The 25,192-nt window shown below is 64.3% G+C and carries 22 protein-coding genes and 1 tRNA gene; 10 read left to right on the forward strand and 13 right to left on the reverse strand.

Annotation, left to right across the window (positions count from 1 at the left end; all coding sequences use genetic code 11):
- Window positions 1-129 (reverse strand): transposase (locus tag AC1DVR_RS05945; RefSeq protein ID WP_477999990.1); only part of this gene is annotated, 129 nt, incomplete at its 3' end.
- A 220-nt stretch (window positions 130-349) separates the two neighbouring features.
- On the reverse strand, window positions 350-4,114 hold the full coding sequence (locus tag AC1DVR_RS05950) for a glycosyltransferase (RefSeq protein ID WP_477999624.1): 3,765 nt from the start codon (window positions 4,112-4,114) through the stop codon (window positions 350-352).
- Window positions 4,115-4,911: 797 nt separating this feature from the next.
- On the opposite strand from AC1DVR_RS05950, the gene AC1DVR_RS05955 reads away from it, so the two are divergent.
- From AC1DVR_RS05955 to AC1DVR_RS05965, 3 genes are all read left to right on the forward strand, one after another.
- Window positions 4,912-5,529 (forward strand): trimeric intracellular cation channel family protein, encoded by a 618-nt coding sequence (locus AC1DVR_RS05955; protein ID WP_477999625.1) that lies wholly within the window; start codon window positions 4,912-4,914, stop codon window positions 5,527-5,529.
- A gap of 93 nt (window positions 5,530-5,622) precedes the next feature.
- Window positions 5,623-6,366, forward strand: a complete 744-nt coding sequence (locus tag AC1DVR_RS05960; RefSeq protein WP_477999626.1) for a M24 family metallopeptidase — start codon at window positions 5,623-5,625, stop codon at window positions 6,364-6,366.
- A gap of 177 nt (window positions 6,367-6,543) precedes the next feature.
- Window positions 6,544-6,741 (forward strand): hypothetical protein, encoded by a 198-nt coding sequence (locus AC1DVR_RS05965; RefSeq protein ID WP_477999627.1) that lies wholly within the window; start codon window positions 6,544-6,546, stop codon window positions 6,739-6,741.
- Window positions 6,742-7,149: 408 nt separating this feature from the next.
- Here AC1DVR_RS05965 and AC1DVR_RS05970 read toward each other — a convergent pair whose 3' ends face one another.
- The 8 genes from AC1DVR_RS05970 to AC1DVR_RS06005 all read right to left on the reverse strand — a co-directional run bounded on the left by AC1DVR_RS05970 (window position 7,150) and on the right by AC1DVR_RS06005 (window position 14,889).
- The gene (locus tag AC1DVR_RS05970) at window positions 7,150-7,401 is read right to left on the reverse strand and encodes a hypothetical protein (RefSeq protein ID WP_477999628.1); all 252 of its coding nucleotides are present in this window, start codon (window positions 7,399-7,401) and stop codon (window positions 7,150-7,152) included.
- Between the two features lie 696 nt (window positions 7,402-8,097).
- Window positions 8,098-8,925 (reverse strand): hypothetical protein, encoded by an 828-nt coding sequence (locus AC1DVR_RS05975; protein WP_477999629.1) that lies wholly within the window; start codon window positions 8,923-8,925, stop codon window positions 8,098-8,100.
- Window positions 8,926-9,019: 94 nt separating this feature from the next.
- Entirely contained in the window at window positions 9,020-9,229 is a 210-nt protein-coding gene (locus AC1DVR_RS05980) for a helix-turn-helix transcriptional regulator (protein ID WP_477999630.1), read from the reverse strand.
- A 138-nt stretch (window positions 9,230-9,367) separates the two neighbouring features.
- Window positions 9,368-10,306 carry a hypothetical protein gene (locus AC1DVR_RS05985; RefSeq protein WP_477999631.1) on the reverse strand — a complete coding sequence of 313 codons (939 nt, stop codon included), beginning with the start codon at window positions 10,304-10,306 and terminating at the stop codon, window positions 9,368-9,370.
- Between the two features lie 45 nt (window positions 10,307-10,351).
- Window positions 10,352-11,503: a tyrosine-type recombinase/integrase gene (locus AC1DVR_RS05990; RefSeq protein WP_477999991.1), complete on the reverse strand. Its 1,152-nt coding sequence runs from the start codon at window positions 11,501-11,503 to the stop codon at window positions 10,352-10,354.
- Window positions 11,504-11,697: 194 nt separating this feature from the next.
- Window positions 11,698-11,774, reverse strand: a tRNA-Met gene (locus AC1DVR_RS05995).
- Window positions 11,775-11,858: 84 nt separating this feature from the next.
- Window positions 11,859-13,856, reverse strand: a complete 1,998-nt coding sequence (locus AC1DVR_RS06000) for a hydantoinase/oxoprolinase N-terminal domain-containing protein (RefSeq protein WP_477999632.1) — start codon at window positions 13,854-13,856, stop codon at window positions 11,859-11,861.
- Between the two features lie 91 nt (window positions 13,857-13,947).
- Window positions 13,948-14,889 carry an L-threonylcarbamoyladenylate synthase gene (locus tag AC1DVR_RS06005; protein ID WP_477999633.1) on the reverse strand — a complete coding sequence of 314 codons (942 nt, stop codon included), beginning with the start codon at window positions 14,887-14,889 and terminating at the stop codon, window positions 13,948-13,950.
- 108 nt (window positions 14,890-14,997) lie between these two features.
- Here AC1DVR_RS06005 and AC1DVR_RS06010 point away from each other — a divergent pair, with 108 nt between their 5' ends.
- The 6 genes from AC1DVR_RS06010 to AC1DVR_RS06035 all read left to right on the forward strand — a co-directional run bounded on the left by AC1DVR_RS06010 (window position 14,998) and on the right by AC1DVR_RS06035 (window position 20,076).
- Complete coding sequence (locus tag AC1DVR_RS06010; RefSeq protein WP_477999634.1) at window positions 14,998-16,686, forward strand: acyl-CoA dehydrogenase; 1,689 nt, start codon at window positions 14,998-15,000, stop codon at window positions 16,684-16,686.
- Complete coding sequence (locus AC1DVR_RS06015) at window positions 16,683-17,717, forward strand: MBL fold metallo-hydrolase (protein ID WP_477999635.1); 1,035 nt, start codon at window positions 16,683-16,685, stop codon at window positions 17,715-17,717. The genes AC1DVR_RS06010 and AC1DVR_RS06015 overlap by 4 nt, the downstream gene beginning before the upstream one ends.
- A 158-nt stretch (window positions 17,718-17,875) precedes the next feature.
- The gene (locus AC1DVR_RS06020) at window positions 17,876-18,010 is read left to right on the forward strand and encodes an aa3-type cytochrome c oxidase subunit IV (RefSeq protein ID WP_477999636.1); all 135 of its coding nucleotides are present in this window, start codon (window positions 17,876-17,878) and stop codon (window positions 18,008-18,010) included.
- Window positions 18,011-18,079: 69 nt separating this feature from the next.
- On the forward strand, window positions 18,080-18,706 hold the full coding sequence (locus AC1DVR_RS06025) for a hypothetical protein (RefSeq protein WP_477999637.1): 627 nt from the start codon (window positions 18,080-18,082) through the stop codon (window positions 18,704-18,706).
- Window positions 18,707-18,850: 144 nt separating this feature from the next.
- A complete protein-coding gene (gene mobA / locus AC1DVR_RS06030; RefSeq protein WP_477999638.1) occupies window positions 18,851-19,462 on the forward strand; it encodes a molybdenum cofactor guanylyltransferase MobA in 612 nt (203 codons plus the stop codon).
- Entirely contained in the window at window positions 19,459-20,076 is a 618-nt protein-coding gene (locus tag AC1DVR_RS06035) for a GNAT family N-acetyltransferase (protein ID WP_477999639.1), read from the forward strand. Before mobA ends, AC1DVR_RS06035 begins: the two co-directional genes overlap by 4 nt.
- Here AC1DVR_RS06035 and AC1DVR_RS06040 read toward each other — a convergent pair.
- The 3 genes from AC1DVR_RS06040 to AC1DVR_RS06050 form a co-directional block, all read right to left on the reverse strand.
- Complete coding sequence (locus AC1DVR_RS06040; protein WP_477999640.1) at window positions 20,073-20,918, reverse strand: 4-(cytidine 5'-diphospho)-2-C-methyl-D-erythritol kinase; 846 nt, start codon at window positions 20,916-20,918, stop codon at window positions 20,073-20,075. The two genes, AC1DVR_RS06035 and AC1DVR_RS06040, sit on opposite strands and share 4 nt — an antisense overlap.
- Entirely contained in the window at window positions 20,908-22,686 is a 1,779-nt protein-coding gene (locus AC1DVR_RS06045) for a tetratricopeptide repeat protein (RefSeq protein WP_477999641.1), read from the reverse strand. Before AC1DVR_RS06045 ends, AC1DVR_RS06040 begins: the two co-directional genes overlap by 11 nt.
- A 118-nt stretch (window positions 22,687-22,804) precedes the next feature.
- Window positions 22,805-24,457, reverse strand: coding sequence for an electron transfer flavoprotein-ubiquinone oxidoreductase (locus AC1DVR_RS06050; protein WP_477999642.1), 1,653 nt, complete (start codon window positions 24,455-24,457; stop codon window positions 22,805-22,807).
- Window positions 24,458-24,703: 246 nt separating this feature from the next.
- On the opposite strand from AC1DVR_RS06050, the gene greA reads away from it, so the two are divergent.
- A complete protein-coding gene (gene greA / locus AC1DVR_RS06055; protein ID WP_477999643.1) occupies window positions 24,704-25,174 on the forward strand; it encodes a transcription elongation factor GreA in 471 nt (156 codons plus the stop codon).
- Window positions 25,175-25,192 lie beyond the last annotated feature (18 nt).

A 25,192-nucleotide genomic window follows, 5' to 3' on the forward strand; every position in this document is an offset into this window, starting at 1 on the left:
GGCCTTGTATTTGTAGAACGTCGCCGAGCTGATGCCGTGCTTGCGGCAGACCTCCACCGTCGGCGATCCGCTCTCCTGCTCCTTCAAAATCCCAATGATCTGCGCTTCCGTAAACCGCGATTGCTTCATTGTCCGTCTCCTTGCGTGGACGGACTCTACCAAAATCTGGAGGAGGTTCACGGGCTCAGGTCAAAGTGAGGAAACTTGCCAAGAAGGGGTCTAAATTTAAGTCAGTACTGCTGACGTATAATGTACATTATGTTATTTCTTTAGTTTGATAGCCCTGAGCCTTCTCTCAAGAGAAGGCAAGATAATATTTGCCCGCTCATAGGCAACCTGCCTCGCTTTACTATGTAATACTTAGATCGGATAGAAGCTTTCTAACCGACTCTCGCCAGGTCTTCTGGGATGCAAGTAATTCCCGAACTTGAGCCGCACGTTGGAAAGACGCTTCGCGATCGGAAAGCACTCGATTGATGTGTTCTGCCCAACGATCCAATAGATTCTGCCTCTCGCCGGACATTGGAACGACCATGCGAGCAGCTTGTTCTGGAGGCAACACTTCATTCAGTAATTGGCCCAGTCCGCTTTCTCCACTGATCAGAACAGGTGTTCCAGCGACAATGGCTTCTAACCCAACCAAGCCAAACCCCTCGGTCATGGATGGCATTAAGACTAGACTGGCTCGCCGCAAATCCACCCGCAAGCGTTCATCAGATGTCGTAAAGGTTCGAACAACAAGCTTGAGTTCGGCTGCTCCTTCTTTACCCAGTAGCGCATCCCTAAGGTCGTCCGCGCTTCCCGGTTGGGCTCCGCGGATGACAAGTTCAAGGCGGGCGAGACCGGGCGCACGCTCTTTGGCTGCCTTCGCCACGGCCATCGCCGCAATGTCCAACCCCTTGAGAGTCACATCTTCTGCTCGCCCTATGAGAAGAATTTGCCAAGGATCGCCAATCGGAGCAACTCGCGGCTCCATGTTGATTGCATCGAAACCTGGGTCAAAACGTAGCGGCGGCGGAACTTCGGAATATCCTGCAAAATATGTCGAATATCTGCCATGAAGCCGTGGCCCGACGGCGATAACTCGATGGGCTTTGCGACCAAGAGCTTCCTCGATCTCGGTGCGCTCCTGTGCTCGGACACTCGACTCGTCCTGCCGGTCTAGCTTGTATGCCTCGATTTCGTCTGGTGCCATGTGAACGAAATGAAGCCGGCGCGCGGTTGGATAGTGATCCGCTGCTAACGCTGCCGCCGCCGGACCAGTGATCCTGCCGTGACCGATCAGAAAATCCGGGTAGAAGCCTTCGAAATCTGGCGGCTTTCGCATAAGTCTTTGTTCATCGGAGAACCCCGGATCGCGGTTTGCCTCGATCAACGTGACATTTTGCTTCACCGCCTCGATCTTCTCGGCCTCCGAGGCCTCAAGCACCAGACAGGCGACCCGGAGGCCTGCTTTTGAAACAGCAATGCAGAGTTGGCGGTTGAATGTGCTCAGCCCGCCACGTCCCGAAGACCACTCCGTGGCCACCGCAAGCACGGAGACCGGCTTTACGGCACCATCGGGCTGTGCCTTGTTTTCTTCGTGGGGCGCATGAGCGCTCGTTGCGGTCTTGCCATCCGCGCCCATTAACTCGTTCCGGACCAGCACATTGTCCATTCCACTGATGCTCGTCGGTATCCGTGGGAAATGATAGGATAGGGAGGAGCCTAGTTCTCGGCAGGACTCCTTCCAACATTGCAGGAGATCGTCGATCGTAACCGGCTCGGATTCGTTCTCACATCCTAAATAGACGTTCAGATAGTGCCTGGCTTTTTCCATATCTCCAGCCAGGAACTCGGTCAGCGAGAAAAGCCAAACGCAGCTTTCGCCTTTGGCCAAATTGAATTCGCCGGGCCATCTCGCGAAGACTGCGCGCGCGCATTTCACGTCCCGAGCGGCGAGCGCCGCTATCGCCGCCTGCATATATAACGCGAAGTATCTTGGATATGCCTCGACCCCAATCATGGCCAGTTTAATGGCGCCCTGATAGTTTCCGGCTGCAAATTGTGTCAAAGTATCAAGCAGAGGTTTTTGCATCCCAGTTATCGGCCAGTCGTGGATGAGCTCCACCCGATCAAGTCCGATGGTCAAAAGGATTGCGCTCTCGACCAACTTGTAACCGTTTGACACGTTTCCAATTCTACCCGAACCCTCGCGCAGCAGCGTCACCGCCTCTTCAGATTTGCCGTCCCGGGCGAGGAGTTCGCCGGCCGCCTGGTAGAGCGAGAAAAGGTTCTGTGTCGGCGGCACCKTCTTGATGCCCTCGCGCAGCAGCGTCACGGCCTCTTCAGATTTGCCGTCCCGGGCRAGGAGTTCGCCGGCYGCCTGGTAGAGCGAGGAAAGGCTGCCGATGTTCGGCGTCTTGATGCCCTCGCGCAGCAGCGTCACSGCCTCTTCAGATTTGCCGTCCCGGGCRAGGAGTTCGCCGGCCGCCTGGTAGAGCGAGRAAAGGYTCTGTGTCGGCGGCACCKTCTTGATGCCCTCGCGCAGCAGCGTCACSGCCTCTTCAGATTTGCCGTCCCGGGCGAGRAGTTCGCCGGCCGCCTGGTAGAGCGAGAAAAGGTTCTGTGTCGGCGGCACCGTCTTGATGCCCTCGCGGGCGGCCTTGATCGCATCAGGGATTCCATTGATCTGGTACTCCGCCTGAATTCTTAGAACCCATGCTTGAGCAGGTGAGCGGGGGCCGGTTGAACGGCGCAGATGCGGTATTGCCAGACGCGTATCATTTGGATGACCTCGGGCCAGTAGGCACCGGGCAAGATGGAATTCCAACCCAACTGCACCGCGATCCTTCAACAGGGCCGACAACAGGGTAATTCGCTCATCACGCTCTTGCGGGTCCGAGGGGATCGGGCTGACAAAGTTGTATTGGTTTTTCAGGTGCGTCTCGAAAAGGCTGGCGATCTCTCGGAGATCCTCTTCGGACTCTCCAAGGGTGAAGTGGTATCTTGCTTCGACAAACCGCTCGCCGAGGGCTTCCGGGCGGCCAACCATTTCCTTCGCGCGAAACGCTGTCGCGAAGAACCGTCCGGCAATGAGATGGGCTTTGCGGCGCTGTGTTGCCGACACCTTCGTCAGCAATGTGTCTCGAATAATCGGGTGAGTATGGTAGTGCCCGGAACGGAACTCGATGATGTAGCGGGCCAGCAACTCGTCTCGAGACGTCTCCAAATCAACGCCACCTATGGCAAGGGCTTCTAGCACTTGGCGGCGAAAGGGCTTGCGCAGCACGGCGATCCGCTTCATCAGAAGTCCGGTTTTCTCGTCTAGTTGTTCGACAGCTCGCTCCAGAACACTCGTTTCGAAATCGCGCAGAAGTCTTGGCGAAACCTCTCGATCTCGGGCCTCCCAAGTATGCGGAGCGAGGCCGATCAAGAAATCCAAGCCTTCTCTGCCGAGGGCGGACACCAACAGCCGGATCGCACGAGCGTTTCCACCAAGCCAAGACGCCACATCAGCAATCCGATCCGGCGGGATCGCCTCTAATCTGTCATGTTCCCGCAGCAGGGCAACGAGATAGGCCTGTGCATCGCTTGGTTGAAACGGATTGAGCGTGACTATCTCGCTGTGCTCGGTCCATCGCGATGGGGTGAACTCTTGGCTAGACAATAGAAGAAGTTTGCCCGGAACAGATGTAGCTCGGGATATATTCTCTAGTATGCCTGCTATCGTTTTATTGCGAAGCAGTCCGCCGGAGGGGCTAATAAGACGCTGCGCTTCGTCGATCACGATTAGCCGTGGGCGTGTTAATAGCCTTCTGAAAATCTCTGCAGGATCTCTTCCTTCGTTAATTGCATCTGCAACTTGGGTATCGCCGGAACTCTCCAGATGTTCTGCAATGATAAGGAGCAGGTCATCGACAAGTGAGGTTGCTGCTTCTGGACAGTCGAAGTAAACGATCGATGCAACACCAGATTTGTCGCTCAATGCTCTCATGGCATGCATGGCAATTTCGGTCTTTCCCAAACCGGGAAACCCTTGGATGACAGCCAGAGGAGAACCGGTCTGCCACCAAGCCTCGACCAGCCATTCGACTAAAGCCGAGTGTTGTGCTCCAAACAGATGGTCTAGCAACTGTGCACACGCATTTCAGGTAGATCACCCCAAGTCCTATTCACCCTGCAAATGACAATCTCTGAAATTCCTCCCTGATACAAGGTATTGTCAGACCGAGCCTATGATAGGCGGCTAGTAAGGAACGCGTCAACACGGTACAGCGTTCGTGAAGCAATTTGCCTAAAACGGTGGTTTTCGTGCGCCCTCCGGCTTTCACACAACGTCAATGGTTTAGCCGAGACAGAACCCCCAGACAAAACTGGGCCAGTTCCGACACGTTTTTGACGCACGTGCACGACGAGCACGCCGACCTTGCGCAAGCTGCCGTCCGACTCGGCGGTCAGACGTCTTAGAAGGGGTCAGACCAGAAGTTCGCTGCGGGATGTACGAAGGTCGGCTATGGGCCGGTTGCGGACGTTACGCGAAGCTGGTCAACTGCTAGAAGCAAACGGGGTTGTCCGAAGGGCGGAGGGCGTCCCCAACCCGATCTTGCGCGTGATCGAGTTTCCATCCCAGGGACATGGACTCGGCCGTCTTGGATCTCCAGCAGCAACACATACCTGTCGAGTTGGATTCGAGTGCGGACCAAACGGAACCTCCAGAAAGATCCGGCGGGTCCAGGGCACTTCGGCAGCCCCTCCTTCATCAATGCGACGCAGGCATGGAAAGGTCTGGTGGCAGCGGAATGCCGACCCCTGAGGACGACGCCGCTTCCGATGCGCAAGGGGTCTTGGGCGGCCTTCTGCGCTTGGTTCCACCTTTCCTTCCCTTGCCGGATCGACGAAGGTCACAGGAAATCACCGATCGGAGGCGGGATGTCGACAGCCATGCTCTTCCAGGTTCTGAACATCCTCGGTACCTTCGTCTTCGGGCTCAGCGGCGCCATGGTGGCGGTCCGGCGCAGGCTGGACATCTTCGGCGTGCTGGTCCTGGCCGTGGCGACGGGCGTCGCGGGCGGCATGCTGCGCGACATGGCCCTGGGTGCGGTGCCGCCCGAGGTCTTGGTCAGCCTCTGGCCCATGGCCGTGGCCAGCCTCGCCGGGCTCTGCGTCTGGTTCTTCAAACCCCTGATCGAGCGGCTGAACCGCCCCGTCATGCTTCTGGACGCTGCGGGCCTTGGAGTCTTCACGGTCGCCGGATGCCGCAAGGCGCTGATCTTCGGCCTCGATGCCCCGGGAGCGATGCTTCTGGGCGTCATGACGGCCATTGGTGGCGGCATGCTGCGCGACATGATGGTCGCAGAGGTGCCGCGCGTCCTACGCGAAGAGGTCTACGCCCTGGCGGCCTTCGCCGGGGCGGCGGGTTATTGCCTCGGCCTCTGGCTCGGGGTGTCCGAGACCCTGGCGGCGGGGGGATCGGTGCTTCTGGCCTCGGGGCTGCGCATCGCCAGCGTGCGCTTCGGCTGGAAGCTGCCCCGCCCGCCCAAGGCCTGATCGCGGCCCAAATCCAGAAATTTCCACTACAAATTTCAAACCGCCCCTCCGGTCGGCTTAGTCTTGGCCGAGAGGATTTGCGGGAACATGCACATGACGAACGACATGGTTCATGTCATGGAATGGCACAATGGCGACAAGAGCCTGTCGCCCTTTTCACAGGCCGAGATGCGCCGCCGCGCAGACCTCGTCCGGGCCTGGATGGCAGGCCACGAGGTTGATGCGGTGCTCTTCCTTTCGGATCAGGCCATCGGTCATCTTTCGGGCTGGCTTCGCCCAGCCCCCGGCCGGAACCGCGGCCTGGTCCTGACCCGGACGGACTCGACGACGATTTCGGCCGCGATTGACGAGGGTCGGGGCTGGCGGCAGAGCTGTGGCGGAAACCTGACCTATACCGACTGGCGGCAGGATAATCACTGGCGCGCGGTCAAGCAGTTGTCGGCGGGGGTCCGGCGCTTGGCCCTGGAGTTCGACGTGGTCTCGCTGGACTTCCGCCGCTTGCTGGATGCCGCCCTGCCAGGCGTCGAGATGGTGGATATCGGCGCGGCGGCCCGCGCGATGCGACGGATGAAATCGGCCGAAGAGATCGCCTTGATCCGCAAGGGGGCCGCGATCTGCGACATCGGCGCCCGGGCGGCCATGGCCTGCATCCGCCCAAGCGTGACGGAATACGAGGTCGCACGCACTGCGTCCGTGGCGATGGACCAGGCCCTCGCCGAGGCCTTCCCCCTGATCGAGCTGGCGGGCGTCGCCTGGTTTCGCTCCGGCATCCACACCGACGGCGCGCACAGCCCCTCGACGGCCAAGCGGATCGGGCGGGCGAGATCCTTTCCCTGACCTGCGCGCCTTCGCTCTTCGGCCAGGTGGCGAGGCTGCGGCGGACAATGGCTTGCGGCCAGATGGACGAGGCGCGCCTCGTCCATCTGGCGGAAGAACGCCGCCGTCCATGCCCGGGGCCTGGCCCTGATCTGCCCCGGCGCCGCCTGTGCCGAGATCGGAGCGGTCTTGAACTAGATGTATCGCGGCTTCGGCCTTCTGACGCGCCGATCGTGCCGGGTGCTGAGCCATCTCGACGGCCACGAGGACCTCGGCGCCGAGCTGGTGCCGTGCATGGTCGTGGCGCTGGAGCCGATGGTGATGCTGCCCGAGGGCCATCCGGGCGCGGACGGCTACCGGGAGCAGGACAGCCTTCGTCGGCTACTGGAGGGATGACAATGCAGCCCATCCCCGAAAATGGGCGCGACCAGACCTTGGCGCATAGTCCCTCGTGGCCCTGAAATTGGCAAACCGCCTTTGCTACGTTGCGGATGAGGAGAGCCGGGGCAGTCAGGCCAGAATGCTAGTCCCGGAGAATGGTGGCACAGGTCAAGGCGGACACCCGAAACCAAATTCATCCGTCCTGGATTCAAAAGGGTGACCCCAAATCCGAGCAGCCCAAACGAGATCCCGGGCTCGGCTTCAACAGCGGCAAATATCACTCTATGAGCGCGAAGATCCGCGAAAAGCGAACGGGACATTCAGTCATAGCCTTTCACAGACTGTTGGGGGCGGGGCCAAGCAATCGCGTGACGCAAGGTCAGAGGCAACGGCTTCGGTGAGCGCCCGGGGTAAGCCCAAGCGTCAGGCCGGCATTGGAAGGCGGCCACGCCGGAGGGATTTTGGCACTTGCTCCACCCGGAATTCAACCTGGCTCGTCGCATTACGGATGCGGCGGATCTGAGCAATGTCGATGTAGCCTAGCAGGCCGATTGAGCCACCGTCTTTAACCGCGGTGAGCCGCGCGAGGTCGTGGCGCGGGCCTTTAAACGAAAGCGCTCCATCGCTCCAACGTAATTGGATCACCACGGTGGCCAGAACATCAAGGCGATCCACAAGATTGCATCCAGTCGTACATTGACCGGTGAGCCCAAAGACCCGAACGCCACAATCCGCAACCCGCCTTCCGACCAAGACCATAACAGGGATATGAGCGACGGAGCCCGTTTCGGGCGCATGGATGGCACCTCAACGGCGGTGCGGGTGAGCGATGCCCAAGTACGCAGTCCGGCATTGGAAGGCAACTCCGTCCAGCCAAACCCAAACTCTGCAGCTGAAAAATTAACCGGGGTGATGGGGCTTCCATGCCAGAGGCCATGACGCCGTCCTCCAAGGGTCTGGGCAAGGTCGGACAGGTCTTCAGACCGACTGACGGAAGGCCTTAAGAAGGACTGTACTGACCCGAGCAGATGACCGACGCTTTCACGCGGAATGGAGTGAGCTTCAGCGATGACGTCTCGAAAATCCGCAACGGTGATACAGAGGGCGGCGTGAAGGCAATGCTCCCCAAAATGCCGAAAAACCTGCCTCAGGCCCAGCTATGCGCATGAAAGGCGTCAAGGTGAAGGGCTGCGAGCCCCAAGTTAGATGATAATGATTCCTCATGACCTGAACCGCGGCATATGCAAAGGCGCTCGTCCATAACCACCCTCGAGCGACAGCCCCCTTGCAAGACCATGGGTGCGGAAAACCATGGGGGGATGATAGGGGGATAGTGGGGGGATCGGTCCGGCGGTTCGGCATGGCCTGACTCTATCCGCAGCGATGAAATCTGGCGCGTGCTTTGGGGCCGATGGCTTCGGACAAGCCGAAGACTTTGCCTGCGAGGTCTGGCCAATCGGCATGGTTTTCCGATTGCCTTGCGATGTAATCCACCCACGTCAGAGCCCCAGTCAGCAGGTCTTTGCCGTAGATGGTTTCAACCAGCCAACCCCGGCAGGAGGAGGCGAAGGTCAGGTTGCCTTTTCGGCGATCTTGCGGGGTTTCGACGGCGGCACTGCCGGTCACTCTTTGCATCAGCGCCAGAAGGGTTAACAAGTTCGCTCTGGAGCGCAGCGACCAATGCAGGGCCAGATGCGTGTGAAGGCCCATCCTGCTGCCAATGTCGCGGCCCCAGATGGCCACGAAGGGCTTACCCTGGGGACGGCTGCGGGTGAGTTCTGCACGCAGATAGGCTTCGCGCGACTTCTCGGAGCGGAACAGGCAATTGCCCTCGTTGTGCTCCCCCGCCTGAATCAGCGCGGTCCAGTTGATGGTGATGGCGATGTTGAGGGGCCAGCCCATTTCGTAGGCGAAGCGCGTGCCGGCTTCAAAGTTAAGACGGCGGTTCTTCTCGATCCGGCGGCGCTCTCTGGGGTGAGGGGGGTGCTGCCGCGCCTTCGGCTTGGCGGTGGCGATGACGGTGGATGACTCCCCTGCCCTGCTGCCTTCCACAAGGGTTGGACTGGCCTGCGCAGAGATGTTTTTTGCGCATACTATAAGAGGGGCTTTTGCGCCGGTTTTCTCTGCCCGTTCAAATACAGGGTTTTCTTCGAAAGCTTCCGCGCGTTTCGTCGTGAGTTTTCCCACGCTCGCGGCCATTCCCCCCTGTTCTGCGGCGGTCGCGGAATCCGACGGGGAACGACTTGTGATCGTTCCCCGCGGGCCTTGCAAAACTGTCTGGTGATCCTTTGGCCTAGGCATCCGAGCCGGCCTCGAACAGCGCCCGGATCTCTTCGGCCTTCCAGACCGTGGTGCGCGGGCCGAGCTTGGTCGGCTGGGGGAAACGCCCGTCCTTGACGCCCTGCCACCAGGTCGAGGGCGAGACGGGGATCGGGCCTTGCGGGGCCAGGATGGATTTCAACCGGACGAGGCCGGTCTTCGGAAAGGCGATAGTGTCCGACATGATGCACTCCGATGTGTGGACGTGCGATCAGGTCTGGCAGATGAGAAAATCGGATTGGGGCGGCAAAACCTCTATTTTAAGTCATTGATTTTGCATGAAACTCCTGAACTTGACGGAATCCCGACAAGGTTCCGACAGTCAGGGATCAGTCTTTCCGGCCTCTGCCAAGGCCACCAGACCATCTTTCAACAGGGCCCGGACTGCCTTCTGATCGAAGGCCAAACCCAGAAGGTCGCCGTCGGACTGGATCGCCTTGACCGCCTTGCCGATGTCTTCGGCCCCCTTCAGCCCGTATTTCCGCATCGCCATGGCCAGAACGATCTTGGCATGCGCGCGTGCCGAGGCACCGTGCAGTGGCTTTTCAGGGAGCACTCGGGGGTCCGACGGAACGGGCGGCTTGGGTGCCGCCTCGGCCAGCCTTTTGCGCCGCTCATGGATCATGCGGCGAAAGCGCTCATCGACGCTGACCGAGAAGGTGTCGATCCAGGCGTAGAAAGCATCGGCATCAATCATGGCGTCTTCGTCGTTCCGGTCGAGGCCAAGCCCATCAGCGATGGCATTGTAGCGGTCCTCCAGGAAATACAGGACCTGGTCGCCGGGATCTGAGCGCCCGTAGTGCTTCATCACTGCCGCGAAGGTGGTCTTCCGGGGATCGCGTCCCAGGGAAAGCATGGCAGCCTCAGCCAGCGTATAGCGCGCCATGCCGCGCCAATGCGGCTGATCGACCTCGCGCCCTTTGATGGCCCAGCCGCCGACGTAATCCATCGGTCGGTCTTTCTTGAGACGCGCCAAGCGTTGAGCCAGGTGACCGGCCCGGCCATCGCCATCAAACAGAAGGTTGCGGGCTGCCGTTGTGGTGGGTGGAAAGTCCTGTTGCAGTTCTTCGACCGGCAGCATCGCCAGATAGGCGCGCAGGTCAGCTTGAAAGTCCTGCAATGCCGCGGTGTACCGCTTGAAGACCTCAGGATAGGCCGGCCCGATGTTCTTGAGGGGCAGCGGCTCGGACCAGGACATCAGATCCTCAAGCGCGAAACGGATGATCCCGTCGATCATCTGGTCTTTTTCTGGCTCCGACATGCGCAAACTCCGTTTCAACGGCCGACAGGTTTGCGACCCATGCCCTCAGTCCTTGCCCTTGCGCAAGTCGTCCAGATACCCGGCCCACCAGTCCGCCATCCGCACGCGCTCCTCCCAATAGGCACCGCGGGCATAAGCCCGGCGCACCGCGTTCTCATCGACATGGGCAAGAGCACGCTCGATAGCATCGGGATGCCAGAGGCCGCTTTCGTTGGCCAAGGTCGAGAAGGTCGCGCGGAAGCCATGCGAGGTCATCTCATCCCCGCCGAAGCCCATGATGCGCAAAGCCACGTTCAGGGTATTCTCGCTCATTGTCCGCAGTGGGGTTCGCAGGCTGGGCAGGACGTATTCCCCGGACCCGGTCAGCGCCTGCAACTCATTCAGGATCTCGATGGCCTTGGCGGGCAGCGGCACCTGATGTGCGCGGCGCATTTTCATGCGCTCCGCCGGGATCGACCAGATCTTGGCCACAAGGTCGAACTCGGACCATGTCGCCTTGCGCAACTCACCCGGGCGCGGCACGAGGAGGACCAGCAGGGACAGCGCCAGCTGGGTGACCTTCTGGCCTTGAAAGCCGTCGATGGCGCGCAGCAGCCCACCGAGCCTGTCGGCATCCGTGATGGCGGCACGCGGCTTGGGCGTCGGGCGGATCAGCGCGCCTTGCAGAGAAAAAGTCGGGTCAGTTTCGGCCAAACCCACCGCCACCGCATATTTGAACACTGCTCCGATTTTGGCACGCAGACGTTTGGCGGTCTCGTGGTTGCCCTTGGCTTCGACCTTGCGCAGGCAAGCGAGGATCATCGGAGCGGAAATCTCGATGATCGGCCGCGCACCGAAGCTCGCGATAGCCATGCCCAAAAGCCACTCGGTCTTGGTCTGGGTGGAGGCCGCGCGCCCCTCGGCTGCCGCCTTTGCCATGAATTCCCCCGCCAAGACCTCGAACGTATTCCCACGCCGGGTGCGGTCCTGTCGTTGCTGATCCTTCTTGGCTTCGCTGGGATCCTTGCCCGCCGCCAGCAAGGCACGCGCCTCGTCCTTCCTGGCCCGGGCCATCGCCAAACCGATCCCGATGGACAAGAGCTTTTCCTTCCCGTCGATCCGGTACTTGAACTGCCAGAGCTTCGAACCTGTCGGTTTGATGCACAAGAACAGCCCCTCAAAACCGGAAACCTTGAAGGGTTTCTCTTCGGGTTTCAGGTTTCAGAACGCTGCATCGGTCAGTGGCATGTTGGGGGGATCGCCTTTTTCAGGCTTTTCCCGGTACCTCCGGCGATACAACCAAACCGGGGTATCTCAGCCGATCATGTCAGAGAACATCGGACAATCCGGGATCACGAAGCCCTAATACGGCAAGGCTTTCACCTGCCAAACGACAATTTCGGAGGGGAAAGTGGTGGCGAGGGGGGGACTCGAACCCCCGACCCTGCGATTATGAGTCGCATGCTCTAACCAACTGAGCTACCTAGCCAACGAGCGGGGAGGTACTGGACCCCGCATTTGGCGTCAAGGCGAAATCGACAGCCACAGACACAGTATCGGCCGCCCCTTCGCCCTAATGCGCCACCCTGGGCCGGCCCGAGGCGGTCGCGGTCACGGTCGCCTCGATGAACATCGGGTTGCCCTCGACCATCGCCTCGCGGATGTCGCGCGAAGTCGTCACCCGCAGATCCTCGGCCCCGGCCTTGCGGGCGCGGGCGCTGGCCTCGGCGACCAAGGCGGCCTCCAGCGCCGCCAAGGCCGCATCCCGGTCGGTGAAGCTTTGCAGACCCTCGGGCAGGTGGGCGGTGAAACGGCCTTCGCCGGGGCTGGAGACGAGGCCCTGCGCGCGCTGGCTCACCTGCCCCACCACGGCCCCGATCGCATTGGCGACCCCGGCGTGTTCGGGCAGGATCATCCGGCAGCTGAGCCTGTCGCCCACCGCGCCGTAATAGCTCGGGGCCGAGGCGCCGAGGCCCACGACCGGCACGCCGAGCCGCAGGGAGACCTCGACCACACCGCGATGCTGTTTCAGGCCCGCCTGGGTCAAGGGATGCCTTGCCAGGGTTTCGGCGGGGTCGTCAAAGCCGCCATCCTCGTCAAAGGCGGCTTCGAGCAGGCATTCCACGGTCTGCGTCGTCAATTGGTCCACAATGGCGCGGGCGAGGACGAGGCCATCCGCCGCGATCCGCTCGCCCGCGCCGTTGCGGCGTTTGGCCAGCAGTTTCAAAGCCTTCTCCGAGGCTGTCGCATCCCATGACGCCAGCCCGCCCAAAACGTGGCTCGCATCCGAAGGCGTCACGCCGGAAATCATCACCAGCCCCCGCGCCACCAGCCGTTCCATCGCCGCGACCTCCAGCCGCGAGGTCAGGGCTTGCGAGATCGGCATGGCCTGTGTCACCCGCGCCAGAACCGTCGCCTCGCGCGTCGAAAGCCCGCCGGTCTGGCCGGCCATCGGCAGGACGAAGCGGCCGTCGAACTCCCCGGACGTGTCCGAAGACAACCAGCGGTCCAGCGCGGCATGGACCATCGGCCCATGTTCCACCGCCAGCAATGCCACCGGGATCAGGCGGCGCGGGCCGAGCCGCAGGCCGCCGGTCAGGCCAGAGGTCACCAGATGCACCTCGCTGTCGCCGCCAAGCCCGGTGGTGCGCATCGCCACCGCCTCGACCATGGTGCGAAGGCCGCCGACACGGGCGCCCTCCGGGTCGATCTCGGGCAATCCGCCGCGCAACAGGGCCACGTCGGTCGTCGTCCCGCCAATGTCGCTGACCAGCGCATCCGGCTGCCCGGTCAGCCAGCGCGCGCCGACGATCGAGGCGGCGGGGCCGGAGAGGATCGTTTCAATCGGGCGTTCGCGCACCATGGCGGCAGAGATCAGCGCCCCGTCGCCGCGCACCACCATCAGGGGGGCTTCGATGCCCACCGCGGCCAGATGCCGCTCGCAAGCCGCGACCAGACGGTCGATCATCCCGATCAGCCGGGCATTCAGCACCGCGGTCAAAGCCCGCTTCGGCCCGTTCAGCTTGGCCGACAGCTCATGGCTGCAGGTCACCGGGCGGCCCGAAACTCGGCGGATCAGGTCGCGCGCCGCAATCTCATGCGCCGGGTTGCGGGTGGCAAAGCGGGCGGCCACGGCAAAGCCCATCACATCGCCAGAAAGCGCCGTGACGGCTTCTTCCAGCGCGGTCATGTCCAAAGGCGCCGCCTCGCCCCCGGCGTGGGAATGGCCACCGGCCAGACGCACCACCGGGTCGCCCTTCAATGCCTCGGTCAGGCCACCGCGTTCCAGATCGTCGGCGTCAAAGCCGATGAAGATGAGAGCCACCCGCCCGCCCTGCCCTTCGACCAGCGCATTGGTGGCCAAGGTGGTCGACAGCGACACCATCGCGATCTGCGAAGGCGCCACGCCTGCGGCCTCCAAGGCCGCATCCACCGCCTTGCCGATGCCAGTGGCCAGATCGGCCCGCGTGGTCAGCGACTTGGCCTTGCCGATCACCGCATCGGCGGTCTCGTCAAGGATCACCGCATCGGTATAGGTGCCGCCGGTATCGACGCCCAGAAGGTAGGCCATTCGCGCATTCCCGTATCAGGTCAAGGTGAAGGTAAAGCCAAGTCGGCGGCGGAACAGGCCCAAAGGCGACGCGAAAGGTCGGCCAGCGCCCTCATCGCGGGGCTGCCGCCCGGCGCAGGCGGTCGTTGATCGCGCGGCCCAGCCCGACCTCGGGGATGGGCGCCACGGCGATCATGCGGCCCTGCGCGATCCGGTCCACCTCGCGCATCAGATGGAAGAGGTTCGCCGCCGCCTCGACCAGATCGCCCTTGGCCGAAAGGTTGAGGTCCGCCTCCCCCGGACCAAAGCCCAGCCGCACCTCGCCGGGGCGCAGATCTGACGCCTCCAGCCGCACCGGAGCTTCGGGGGCATAATGGCTTGACAGCTGGCCCGGCGCGTTGGGCTTCGGGCCATGACCGCCGAGGGTCAGAGGCCCGGTCAAAGCCTCGACCGCCTCGGCCGGCACGCCGCCGGCGCGCAGCAGTTCGACTTGGTCAAAGACCCCGAGGATCGTGCTTTCCACGCCCACCGCGCAAGCGCCGCCGTCGATCACGGCGGCGATGCGGCCCGAGAGGCCCTCGATGACATGGGCGGCACGGGTGGGCGAGATCCGGCCCGACGGGTTGGCCGAAGGCCCGGCAATCGGCCCGCCGAAAGCCGCGATCAGGGCACGGGCCACCGGATGGGCGGGCATGCGGATCGCCACGGTCGGCAGTTCGGCGGTGACATAGGGCGACAGGCCGGCATCGGCCCGCAGGGGCAGGACCAGGGTCAGGGGGCCGGGCCAGAAGCGCGCCGCCAAAGCCTCGGCTCGCGCGTCAAACACCGCCAGACTGCGCGCCATGTCCATATCAGAGACATGCGCGATCAGGGGGTTGAAGCGCGGCCTTCCCTTGGCCTCGTAGATCCGCGCCACCGCCAGATCGGAGCGCGCATCGCCGCCCAGACCATAGACCGTCTCGGTCGGAAAGGCGACCAGCCGCCCCGCCGCCAGCAAGGCGGCAGCGCGCGCGATACCCGTGGCATCGGGGGTCAGGATCTCGGTCGTCTCCATCGTGACGCAGCGTCTTTCTTGCTGGTAACCCGGGCGGGGGTAAGCGTAAACCAGTGCTGCCATACCCCGCGCAGCCCGCCTTGTGAAGCCGAACCGGAGAAAGCGCCCATGTCCTACAAAGCCCCGCTCGCCGATTATCACCTGCTCCTCGATGTCATGGGCTTCGACCGGGTCGCAGCCACCAACCGCTTCGCCGATGCCACGCCCGAGACGGTCGAGGCGATCCTGACCGAGGCGGCGCGCCTTGCGGAAACCGTGCTCGCCCCCCTGAACCGCGCGGGCGATCTGCACCCGGCCCGGCTGGAGAATGGCGTGGTCCGCGCCTCGCCCGGGTTCGCGCAGGGCTTCGCAGCCCTGGCCGAGGGCGGCTGGATCGGCATCTCCGCCCCGCCCGCCCATGGCGGCATGGGCCTGCCGATCACCCTTGCCACCTGCGTCAACGAAATGACCGGCTCGGCCTGCCTGGCCCTGCAGCTGAACCCCCTGCTCACCCAGGGCCAGATCGAGGCGCTGGAACATCACGCCAGCCCGGAACTGCAGGCGCTTTACATCCCCAACCTGATCTCCGGCGCCTGGAACGGCACGATGAACCTGACCGAGGCGCAGGCCGGATCGGACGTCGGCGCGCTCCGCGCCCGGGCCGAACCGCTGGGCGACGGCACCTATGCGGTGACGGGCGAGAAGATCTTCATCTCCTGGGCCGATACCGATTTCTGCGCCAACACCTGCCACCTCGTCCTCGCCCGCCTGCCCGACGGGGCGGAGGGGACGCGGGGCATCTCCCTCTTCCTCGTGCCGAAATTCCTGCCCGATGCCGCGGGCAACCCCGGCGTGCCCAACAGCCTGAAGGTGGTGCGGCTGGAACATAAACTCGGCCTCCACGGCTCGCCCACCGCCGTCATGGCCTTTGAGGGGGCCAAGGGCTGGATGGTGGGCGCGCCGCACAAGGGGATGGCGGCCATGTTCACCATGATGAACAACGCAAGGCTGGGTGTGGGGATGCAAGGCGTCTCCTGCGCCGAGGCGGCCTTTCAGCAGGCGCTGACCTATGCGCAGGAACGCAAGCAAGGCAAGACAGCCTCGGGCGAGGCGGGGATCATCGGCCACGCCGATGTGCGCCGGATGCTGCTGGAGATGAAGGCCGAAACCTTCGCCGCCCGCGCGATCGGTCTGGCCTGCGCGGTGGCCATCGACATGGGGCGCGCGACGGGCGAGGCCGCCTGGCAGGCGCGGGCGGCGTTCCTCACGCCGCTCGCCAAGGCCTACGGAACCGACACCGGCCATCTGGTGGCGCAGCTCGGCATCCAGGTCCATGGCGGCATGGGCTTCATCGAGGATACCGGGGCGGCGCAATTCGCCCGCGATGTCCGGGTGACCGCGATCTATGAAGGCACCAATGGCATTCAGGCGCTGGATCTTGTCGGGCGCAAGATGATGGATGACGGCGCCATGGCCTTCACGATCCTGGACGAAATCGCTGCCGCCGCCGAAAGCGCCGCTGCCGACCTCCGCGCACCCTTGCTGCAGGCGGTCAGCGCCCTGCGCGCCGGCACCCAGACCCTGCTCGCCCAGAACCCGCTGGACCGGGGCGGCGCGGCGGTGGCCTATCAGCGCGCCTTCGCGCAGGTTCTGGGCGCGCATTTCCACCTTCTGGCGGCGCAGAAAGACCCCAACCGCCTGCCCCTCGCCCGCTTTGCGCTCACCAGGCTCCTGCCGCGCCACGCCGCCCTTCTCGCCGAAGCGCAGCAGGGGTCCGCTGACCTGTACGACCTGACCCCGGAGGCCCTTCTCGCGTGAGCGACCCTATCACCACCCCCTTCCCCGACGCCCCCGGCGAGTTCCAGTCCATCGAGGTCGCCCCCGGCATCCGCTGGATGCGCCTGCCGCTGCCGATGGCCCTGGACCATGTCAATGTCTACGCGCTGGAAGAGACGGACGGCTGGACGCTGGTCGATACCGGCCTGTCCTCCAAACGCACCAAGGCGATCTGGCAGGGGCTGATGGCGGTCACACTCGCGGGCAAGCCGGTCACCAGGCTGATCGTGACGCACCATCACCCCGATCACATCGGTCTTGCCGGCTGGTTCCAGACCCAGGGGGTCGAGCTGATCATCCCGCGCACCGCCTGGCTTTACGCAAGGATGCTGACGCTGGACGAACAGCGCGCCCATGTGCCCGAGGCGGTGCAGTTCCAGATCCGCGCCGGGGTGGACCCCGAAGCCATGGCCAGCCGCGCCCGTGAACGGCCCTTCAACTTCTGTGACGTGGTGGCCCCCATGCCGCTCGGCTTCACCCGGATCGGCGAAGGCTCGATCCTGCAGGCCGGCGGGCGGCGCTGGCTGGTGCGGCTCGGCCAGGGCCATGCGCCCGACCACGCCACACTCTGGAGCCTCGATGACGCGGTGATCCTTGGCGGCGACCAGTTTCTGGCGACGATCACCCCCAACATCGGCGTCTATCCGACCGAGCCAGAGGCCGACCCCCTGACCGAATGGCTGGCCTCGTGCCGCGGCTTCCGCGATCTGGCGCGGGGCGGCGATCTGGTCCTGCCCGGCCACAAGCTGCCCTTCACCGGCCTGCCCCTGCGGCTGGAGCAGATCCTGACCTCGCACAGCGATGCGCTGGACCGGCTGGCCGCGCATCTGGCGACCCCCACCACCGCCGTCGATTGCTTCGGCACCCTCTTTCGCCGGACACTCGGGCCGCAGGACTTCGGCCTGGCCCTGGCCGAGACGGTGGCCCATCTGAACTGCCTTCTGCAACAGGGCCGCGCCCGGCGGGCCATGGCGCCCTCGGGCGCCTGGCTCTGGCACAGCGCCACCGGCTGAGGCCCGCTGCCCGACGCCGGAACAGGCAGCGCCGCACCAGGCCCGCGCACAAGCGGGTGCAAGGCCACTTGCCCCCGTGACAGGCCCGCACTTATCGGCTAAGGGCAAGACAAGGGTTTGAGAACCTTCAACGGTTTGACAGGATGAGGACTGGGAAGATGAGCGACTACGTTCCGGGCAAAATGGACATCCGCGCGCAGGAAAAGACCTTTGCGGGCTTTATCCGCATGGTGTCCTGGGGTGCGGTGATCTCGATTCTCGTCCTGATCATCATGGCACTGGCCGACGCCTGACCCGGTGCGCCGGGCCTTCCGGCGCCTGTGCCACCACAATCTGATCGATATATTTTCACGGGTGACCTCATGCTGCGCCGCCTCTTTCCTCTTGTCGCGGTGGCCTCTCTCGCCGCTTGCGGAGCCGACCACAAATGGGCCAGCGATGAAGAAGTGGCCCGCGCCGCCTATTCGCCCGGCCCGCCGACCTCGATCACGCTGATCACCTCGATCAACGGGCGCACCGGTTCGGGCGCCCACAGCGCCCTGCTGATCAACGGCAGCCAGCGCGTGCTTTATGACCCCGCCGGCACCTGGGAGGTCACCAACGGCCTCGCCCCCGAGCGCAACGACCTGCACTACGGCATGACCCCCCCGGTGCTGGAGGCCTACCGCGCCTTCCAGGCCAATGGCGTCTTCTATGTGATCGAACAAACCGTTTTCGTCAGCCAGGCCGAGGCCGACCATGTGATTGCCGCCGCCGTGGCCAAGGGCTCGATCCCCAAGGCCTATTGCTCGAACTCGATCTCGACCCTGCTGCATGACGTACCGGGCTTCGAGAATGTGAAGACCACCTTCTTCCCCAAGGCGCTGGCCAACGAATTTGCCAAGGTGGCGGGCGTGCAGCGCAGCGTGGTCGAGGGGACAATCTCGCCCGACGCCGATGTCATGCGCGGCGTGGATTCGCCCGTGGGACTGCCGCCCCGGACCAATTGATCGGGACGAACTGATCGGGACGAACTGACCCCGAACGGTCCGGCGCCCGCTCGAAGGGCCGTCGGACCGGACGAAGCCGGGCGAGCACCCGGTCTTGGCCGCCCCGCCTTAAGCGCCGGGCGTGCCGCAGGAAAGGAAGGGCACTTGCGGATCTTTGGCGTGATTCTGGCAGGGGGTGAGGCGCGTCGGATGGGCTCCGACAAGGCGCTGATGCCGCTGGCCGGAAAGCCCCTGGTCCGCTGGGTCGCCGAACGGTTCGCCCCGCAAGTCGAGACGCTGGCCCTGTCCGCCAATGGCGACCCCCGCCGCTTTGCCGACCTCGGCCTGCCGGTTCTGGCCGACGAGATGCCCCCCGTCTCTGAACCTTCTGCCCCCACCCATCGCGGCCCGCTGGCCGGTGTGCTGGCCGGCCTGCGCTGGGCCGCCCCGCTTGGGGCCACGGCGCTGGTCTCGGTCCCCTGCGACGGCCCCTTCCTGCCGCCCGACCTCGTGCCGCGCCTCTGCCTTGCCGGCGAGGGCGGACTGCCCGCCTTGGCAGAAAGCGGTGCCGATCTGCACCCGACCTACGGGCTCTGGCCCATCACCCTTCTGGAGCCTCTGGCCGCCTTTCTGGCCTCCGGCGCTGTGCCGCGCGTCCGCGATTTCGCCCGTGCCCATGGCGCCGCCACCGCCCGCTTTCCCGAGGGCACCTTCCTCAACGCCAATAGCCCCGAAGACCTCGCCCGGATCGAGGCCGCTCTCGCGGGGTCGGCGTGAGCGCCCCGCCACCCGACAGCGCGCCGCGCATCCGCTACAGCATCCACCTCGGCCTGCCGCCCGCCCTGATGCCAGAGGCGGGGCGGCTCTACTGGCAGGCCTTCGGCGGCAAGCTTGGCCGGGTCATGGGGCCGGAAAGCCGGGCGCTGGCCTATCTGGCGCAGGCGATGCGGCCCGACCACGCGCTTTACGCCATCTCGCAGGAGGGGCGGCTTCTGGGGCTGGCCGGATTCAAGTCGCCGGAGGGCAGCTTCGCCGCTGGCAATGCAGCCCAGATGCGCGCGGTCTATGGCGAGTTCGGCGGCTTCTGGCGCGGCCATCTGATGGGGCTTCTGTCGCGCGAGATCGACGACGAGAACTTCCTGCTCGACGGGCTTTGCGTGCAGCCCGATCTGCGCAGCATGGGCCTTGGCACCGCGCTGATGCAGGCGATCAGCGCCGAGGCCCGTGCCCGCGGCTATGCCAATGTGCGCCTCGATGTGGTCGATACCAACTGGCGGGCCCAGGCGCTCTACCGCCGCCTTGGCTTTGTCGAGACCCGGCGGCAAAGCATCGGGCTTTTGCGCCTGGTCTTCGGCTTTTCCTCAGCAATCACCATGCTGCGCGGGGTTTAAGAGGCCAGCGCCCCCGCCCGCACCCACCATCCGGCCTCGGACTTGGCAATCTGGGCCGCCGCAGCCTCGGCCTGCGCGGCGGTGGCGAAAAGCCCGAAACAGGTGGCGCCAGAGCCTGACATCCGCGCCAAAAGACAGCCCGTCTGCGCCGCCAAAGCCGCCACCACGCGGCCGATCACCGGGGCCAGCCCCTGCGCCGGCGGCCCCAGATCATTGCGGCACTGGCGCAGATAGGTGGCGAGCGCCGCCGCATCCGGCCAGACCGCAGGCGTGGGCAGGGCCGGATGATCGCGCCGGGTCAGGGCGCGAAACACCTCTGCCGTGCCAAGGCCGATGCCAGGATTGGCCAGCACCACATGCACCTCGGGCAGCGCCAGGGGCGCAACCTCCTCACCGATCCCCGCCATCCGCGCCGGGCGGCCAAGCAGACACACCGGCACATCGGCGCCAAGCGCCAGCACCTCCGCCGCGCCGGGCAAGGGGCAGTCCCACAGCGCCGCAAGCGCCCGCAAGGTCGCCGCCGCATCGGCCGAACCGCCGCCTATCCCCGAGGCCACCGGCAGATGCTTCTCCAGCGTAATCCGCGCGCCCTGCCCCGATCCGAAGGCCGAAGCCGCCCGCAAAACGAGATTGTCCGGCCCGGCCCCCAGTCCCGCCGCCTTGGGCCCGGTGATCCGCAGGCTCAAAGCCTCCGCGGGCTCAACCGTGATCCGATCGCCGAAATCGGCAAAGGCCACCAGACTGTCGAGCAGATGATAGCCATCCGCCCGCCGCCCGGTCACATGCAGCGCGAGGTTGATCTTGGCCCGCGCCAGCTGCGTGAAGGTGGCCTCAGCCGCCATTGCCATCCGCAGGTGCGGGAGCAGGCACAGGCGCCGCAGCCTTTTCCTCCTGCAGGACCTGATCCAGCCCCACCTCCAGCTTGTGGCGGATGCGGGCGGCGTCCTTGTCCTCGGGGTGGAACGACAGCGCGCGGTGCCACTGATACTCCGCCTCGCGCTTGCGGCCCGCCATCCAGTAGACGTCGCCCAGATGGTCGGTCACCACCGGATCGACCGGCATCAGAAGCGAGGCCTTCTCCTGCGGCTCGACCGCCTCCTGATAGCGGCCAAGGCGGAAATAGGCCCAGGCCAGGCTGTCGATGATGAAGCCCTGGTCGGGCGCCGCCGCCACCGCCTTCTGGATCATCGCCAGCGCCGCATCGAGGTTCTCACCCCGGTCGACATAGCCATAGCCCAGCTCGTTGAGCAGGCGCGGCTCGTTCGGCGCCAGCGCAAGAGCAGCCTTATAATCGGCCTCGGCGGCGGGCCAGTTGCCCTGCTGGAACTCGCAGCTGCCGCGCCGGTAGTAGAAGGGCCAATCCGCCGCCACCGGCTTTTGGATCAGGGCAATCGCCTGACCATAGACCGGAATCGCCAGATCGCAGTGATCTTGCCGGCGCAGCACATCGCCATAGGCCGACAGGACGGCGCTGTCCTTCGGGCGCTTCTCGGCCAGCGCCTTGAGCAAGGCCGCCGCATCCTCGACCTTGCCGGCAGAAAGCGCGGCACTGGCCTGGCCCACCACCGCCGTCGGATAGGCGGCATCGGTTTCGGGCACTTCGGCATAGGCCTTCATCGCCAGATCGTATTGCTTCAGCTTCTCCAGGATCCGCGCCGTCATCAGCTTGGCATCGGCATGGTCGGGCCGCAGGGCCGTGGCCACCCGGGTGTTGAGGAGGGTGAACGTGTCATCCGCCTGATCGGCCAGCGCGGTGGCCAGGGTGAAGAAGGCCTCGGCCAGCCCCTCCTGCGGGGTGCGCGCCACGTCGAAGGGCAAGGGCGCGCCTGCCGCCAGCTTCATGCGCAGATCGGCCAGACCGTCATCCAGATCGGGCCCATAGATCTTGTCCAGCAAGGCCACCGCATCGGGGCCGCGCTCCAGGGCGCTCAGAATCTCGACATGGGCCAGGATGCCGCGCCGCAGGCCATTGACCGCCTGCGCCCGCGGGTCCTCCAGAAGCTTCTCGGCCCCTTCGTAATCGCCGGTCTGCGCCAGGGCGAGGGCCTTGTGGTAGAGGCCGAACGCCTCCATCCCCGGGGTCGCGATGATCTTTTCGAAGCTGGTCAGCGCATCCGACATCTTGCCGGTGCCGACCTCGGACCAGGCCTTGACCAGACCGTCCATCAGCTGGCCGATGGTCATGCCCTTGGCCTGATCCTGCAGAACGGCGGCGAAATCGTCCTTCTGCGCCGCGGCGGTCAGCAGGATCATCGAGCCGGTCTGGCTCTTGGCCCCGGTCGCGGCCAGATCGGCCGCCGCCTTGGCCGCGCCGGCCAGATCGCCCAAGGCCATCAGCGTGGTGGCCTGCCCCTCCAGCAAGGCGGGGTTCTGCGGGTCGTTCTGCAGGGCGAGGGCAAACCACTCCGCCGCCGCCGTAAAATCATGCATCGCCACCGCCTGACGCGCAGCGAGATAGGCCCCGGCGCCATCGGGCAGATCGAGCGGCTTTTCCTTGGCCGAATCAGCCGCCGGTGCGGGGGTGTCTTTCGCGGTGGTCCCCGCGTAAATCGGGCCGCTCACCAACCCCATGGCAAGGATCAGGGCAAGGCTCAGGGTCGGACGCGGCATATGGGGCTCCTCCAGCAATGGACAACAAGCTAGTGGGCTGCGGCCCGAAGGGCAATGCGGCCCGGCGCAATTCACGCCGGGCCGGGGACGCACGTTTCAGTGAAGCGCCGTCTCAGCCTCACATATTGGGATAGTTCGGCCCGCCACCGCCCTGCGGCGTGGTCCAGACGATGTTCTGGCTCGGGTCCTTGATGTCGCAGGTCTTGCAGTGGACGCAGTTCTGGAAGTTGATCTGGAAGCGCGGGTCCTTGCCGGCTTCCGAGATCACCTCGTAAACCCCGGCCGGGCAATAGCGCTGCGCCGGTTCGGCATATTCCGGCAGGTTCACCGCGATCGGGATCGTCGGGTCCTTCAGCTTCAGATGCGCCGGCTGGTCCGGGTCATGGTTGGTGGCCGAAAACGCAATATTGGTCAGCCGGTCGAAGGACAGCACGCCATCGGGCTTGGGATAGTCGATCGGCTTGAACTTGGCCGCCTTGCCGGTGGCCGCCGCGTCGGTCTTGCGATGGCGCAGCGTGCCAAAGGCGGTCAGGCCAAAGGTGTTCAGCCACATATCGAGGCCCCCGCCCAGCAGCGAGGCCACAAGCCCATAGTTCGACCACAAGGGCTTGACGTTGCGCACCTTCTTCAGGTCCGCCCCGATCGCCCCGCCGCGCACCTCGGTCTCGTAAGCCGACAGCTCATCACCCCGGCGCCCGGCGCGGATCGCGTCAAACGACGCCTCGGCCGCGGCCTTGCCCGACAGCATCGCATTGTGGTTGCCCTTGATCCGCGGCACGTTCACCAGACCCGCGGTGCAACCCAGCAAAGCCACGCCCGGCGCCACCATCTTCGGGATCGACTGCCAGCCACCTTCCGAGATCGCACGGGCGCCATAAGCCACCCGCTTGCCGCCCTTCAGAAGCTCGGCCACCATCGGGTGATGCTTGAAGCGCTGGAACTCCATATAGGGGTAAAGATAGGGGTTCTCGTAGTTGAGGTGAACGACGAAGCCCACATAGACCTGATTGTTTTCAAGGTGATAGATGAAGCTGCCGCCGCCTGCGTTCTTGCCTAGCGGCCAGCCCATCGTATGGGTCACCCGGCCTTCGTGGTGCTTGGCCGGATCAATCTCCCAGATTTCCTTCATGCCAAGGCCGAACTTCTGGGGCGATTTGCCTTTCGACAGGTCATATTTCGCGATGACCTCCTTGGCGAGCGACCCGCGCACCCCTTCCGACAGGAAGACATATTTCCCCGCCAGAACCATGCCGGGTTCATAGGACGGGCCGGGGGTGCCATCGGCCTGCTTGCCGAACTCACCGGCCACCACGCCGCGCACCTCGCCCGAAGGCCCATAGACCAGTTCCGAACAGGACATGCCCGGGAAGATCTCGACGCCCAGACCCTCGGCCACCGTCGCCATCCAGCGGCAGACATTCGCCATCGAGACGATGTAATTGCCGTGGTTGTTCATCAGGGGCGGCATCGGCCAGTTCGGGATCCGCATGTGGCCAGCCGGCCCGAGGATAAAGAAGTTGTCCTCATGCACCTGGGTCTTGATCGGCGCGCCCATCGTGCGCCACTCCGGCAGCAGCGCATCCAGCCCCGCAGGGTCCAGCACCGCGCCCGACAGGATATGCGCGCCGACTTCCGAGCCCTTCTCCAGCACCACCACCGACAGATCGGGGTCAAGCTGTTTCAGGCGGATCGCCGCCGACAGGCCAGAGGGGCCCGCGCCCACGATGACCACGTCATATTCCATCTCTTCGCGCACGATGTCCTGTGCCATGATCATCTCCTGCAAAAGCGTCAAAGTGTCCTTGCCCGATGGCGTTGAACGCGTCAACGCTGCAGCGCAACGAAAGGCTGAAACCTTGCAGCACCGCCGCAAGATTCTGTCCCATGCGCGACAATGCCCCGCTTATTCGCGGCCAGCCCCCTTGCAATCTGGGCGAGATCGGGCTTTCTAGACACCTTATGCAAGGTCATGGTCCGGGAAAAGGGCCGTGACCTTGTTCTTTGAATGAGTGGGCCGATGGAAAAGATTCCGATGACGCGCGCAGGGTTCACCCTGCTGGACGACGAGCTGAAGCAACTGAAATCGGTGGAACGCCCCGCCGTGATCCGCGCCATCGCGGAAGCACGCGAGCATGGCGACCTGTCGGAAAACGCCGAGTACCATGCCGCCCGCGAGAAGCAGAGCTTCATCGAGGGCCGGGTCAAGGAACTCGAAGCTGTCCTGAGCCGGGCCGAAGTGATCGACCCGTCGAAATTCTCCGGCTCGGTCAAGTTCGGCGCGACCGTGGTCGTCTCCGACGACGACTCGGGCGAGGAAAAGACCTTCCAGATCGTGGGCGAGGTCGAAGCCGACCTGGAACGCGGCCTCCTCAACATCCGCTCGCCTCTGGCCCGTGCCCTGATCGGCAAGGACGAGGGCGATTCGATTGAGGTCAAGACTCCGGGCGGTCAGAAGAGCTATGAAATCGTGAGCGTCCGCTTCGTCTGAGCGGACGAGACGGGGCAA

The sequence above is a fragment of the Rhodobacter sp. P2_H5 genome (genome assembly GCF_056403335.1).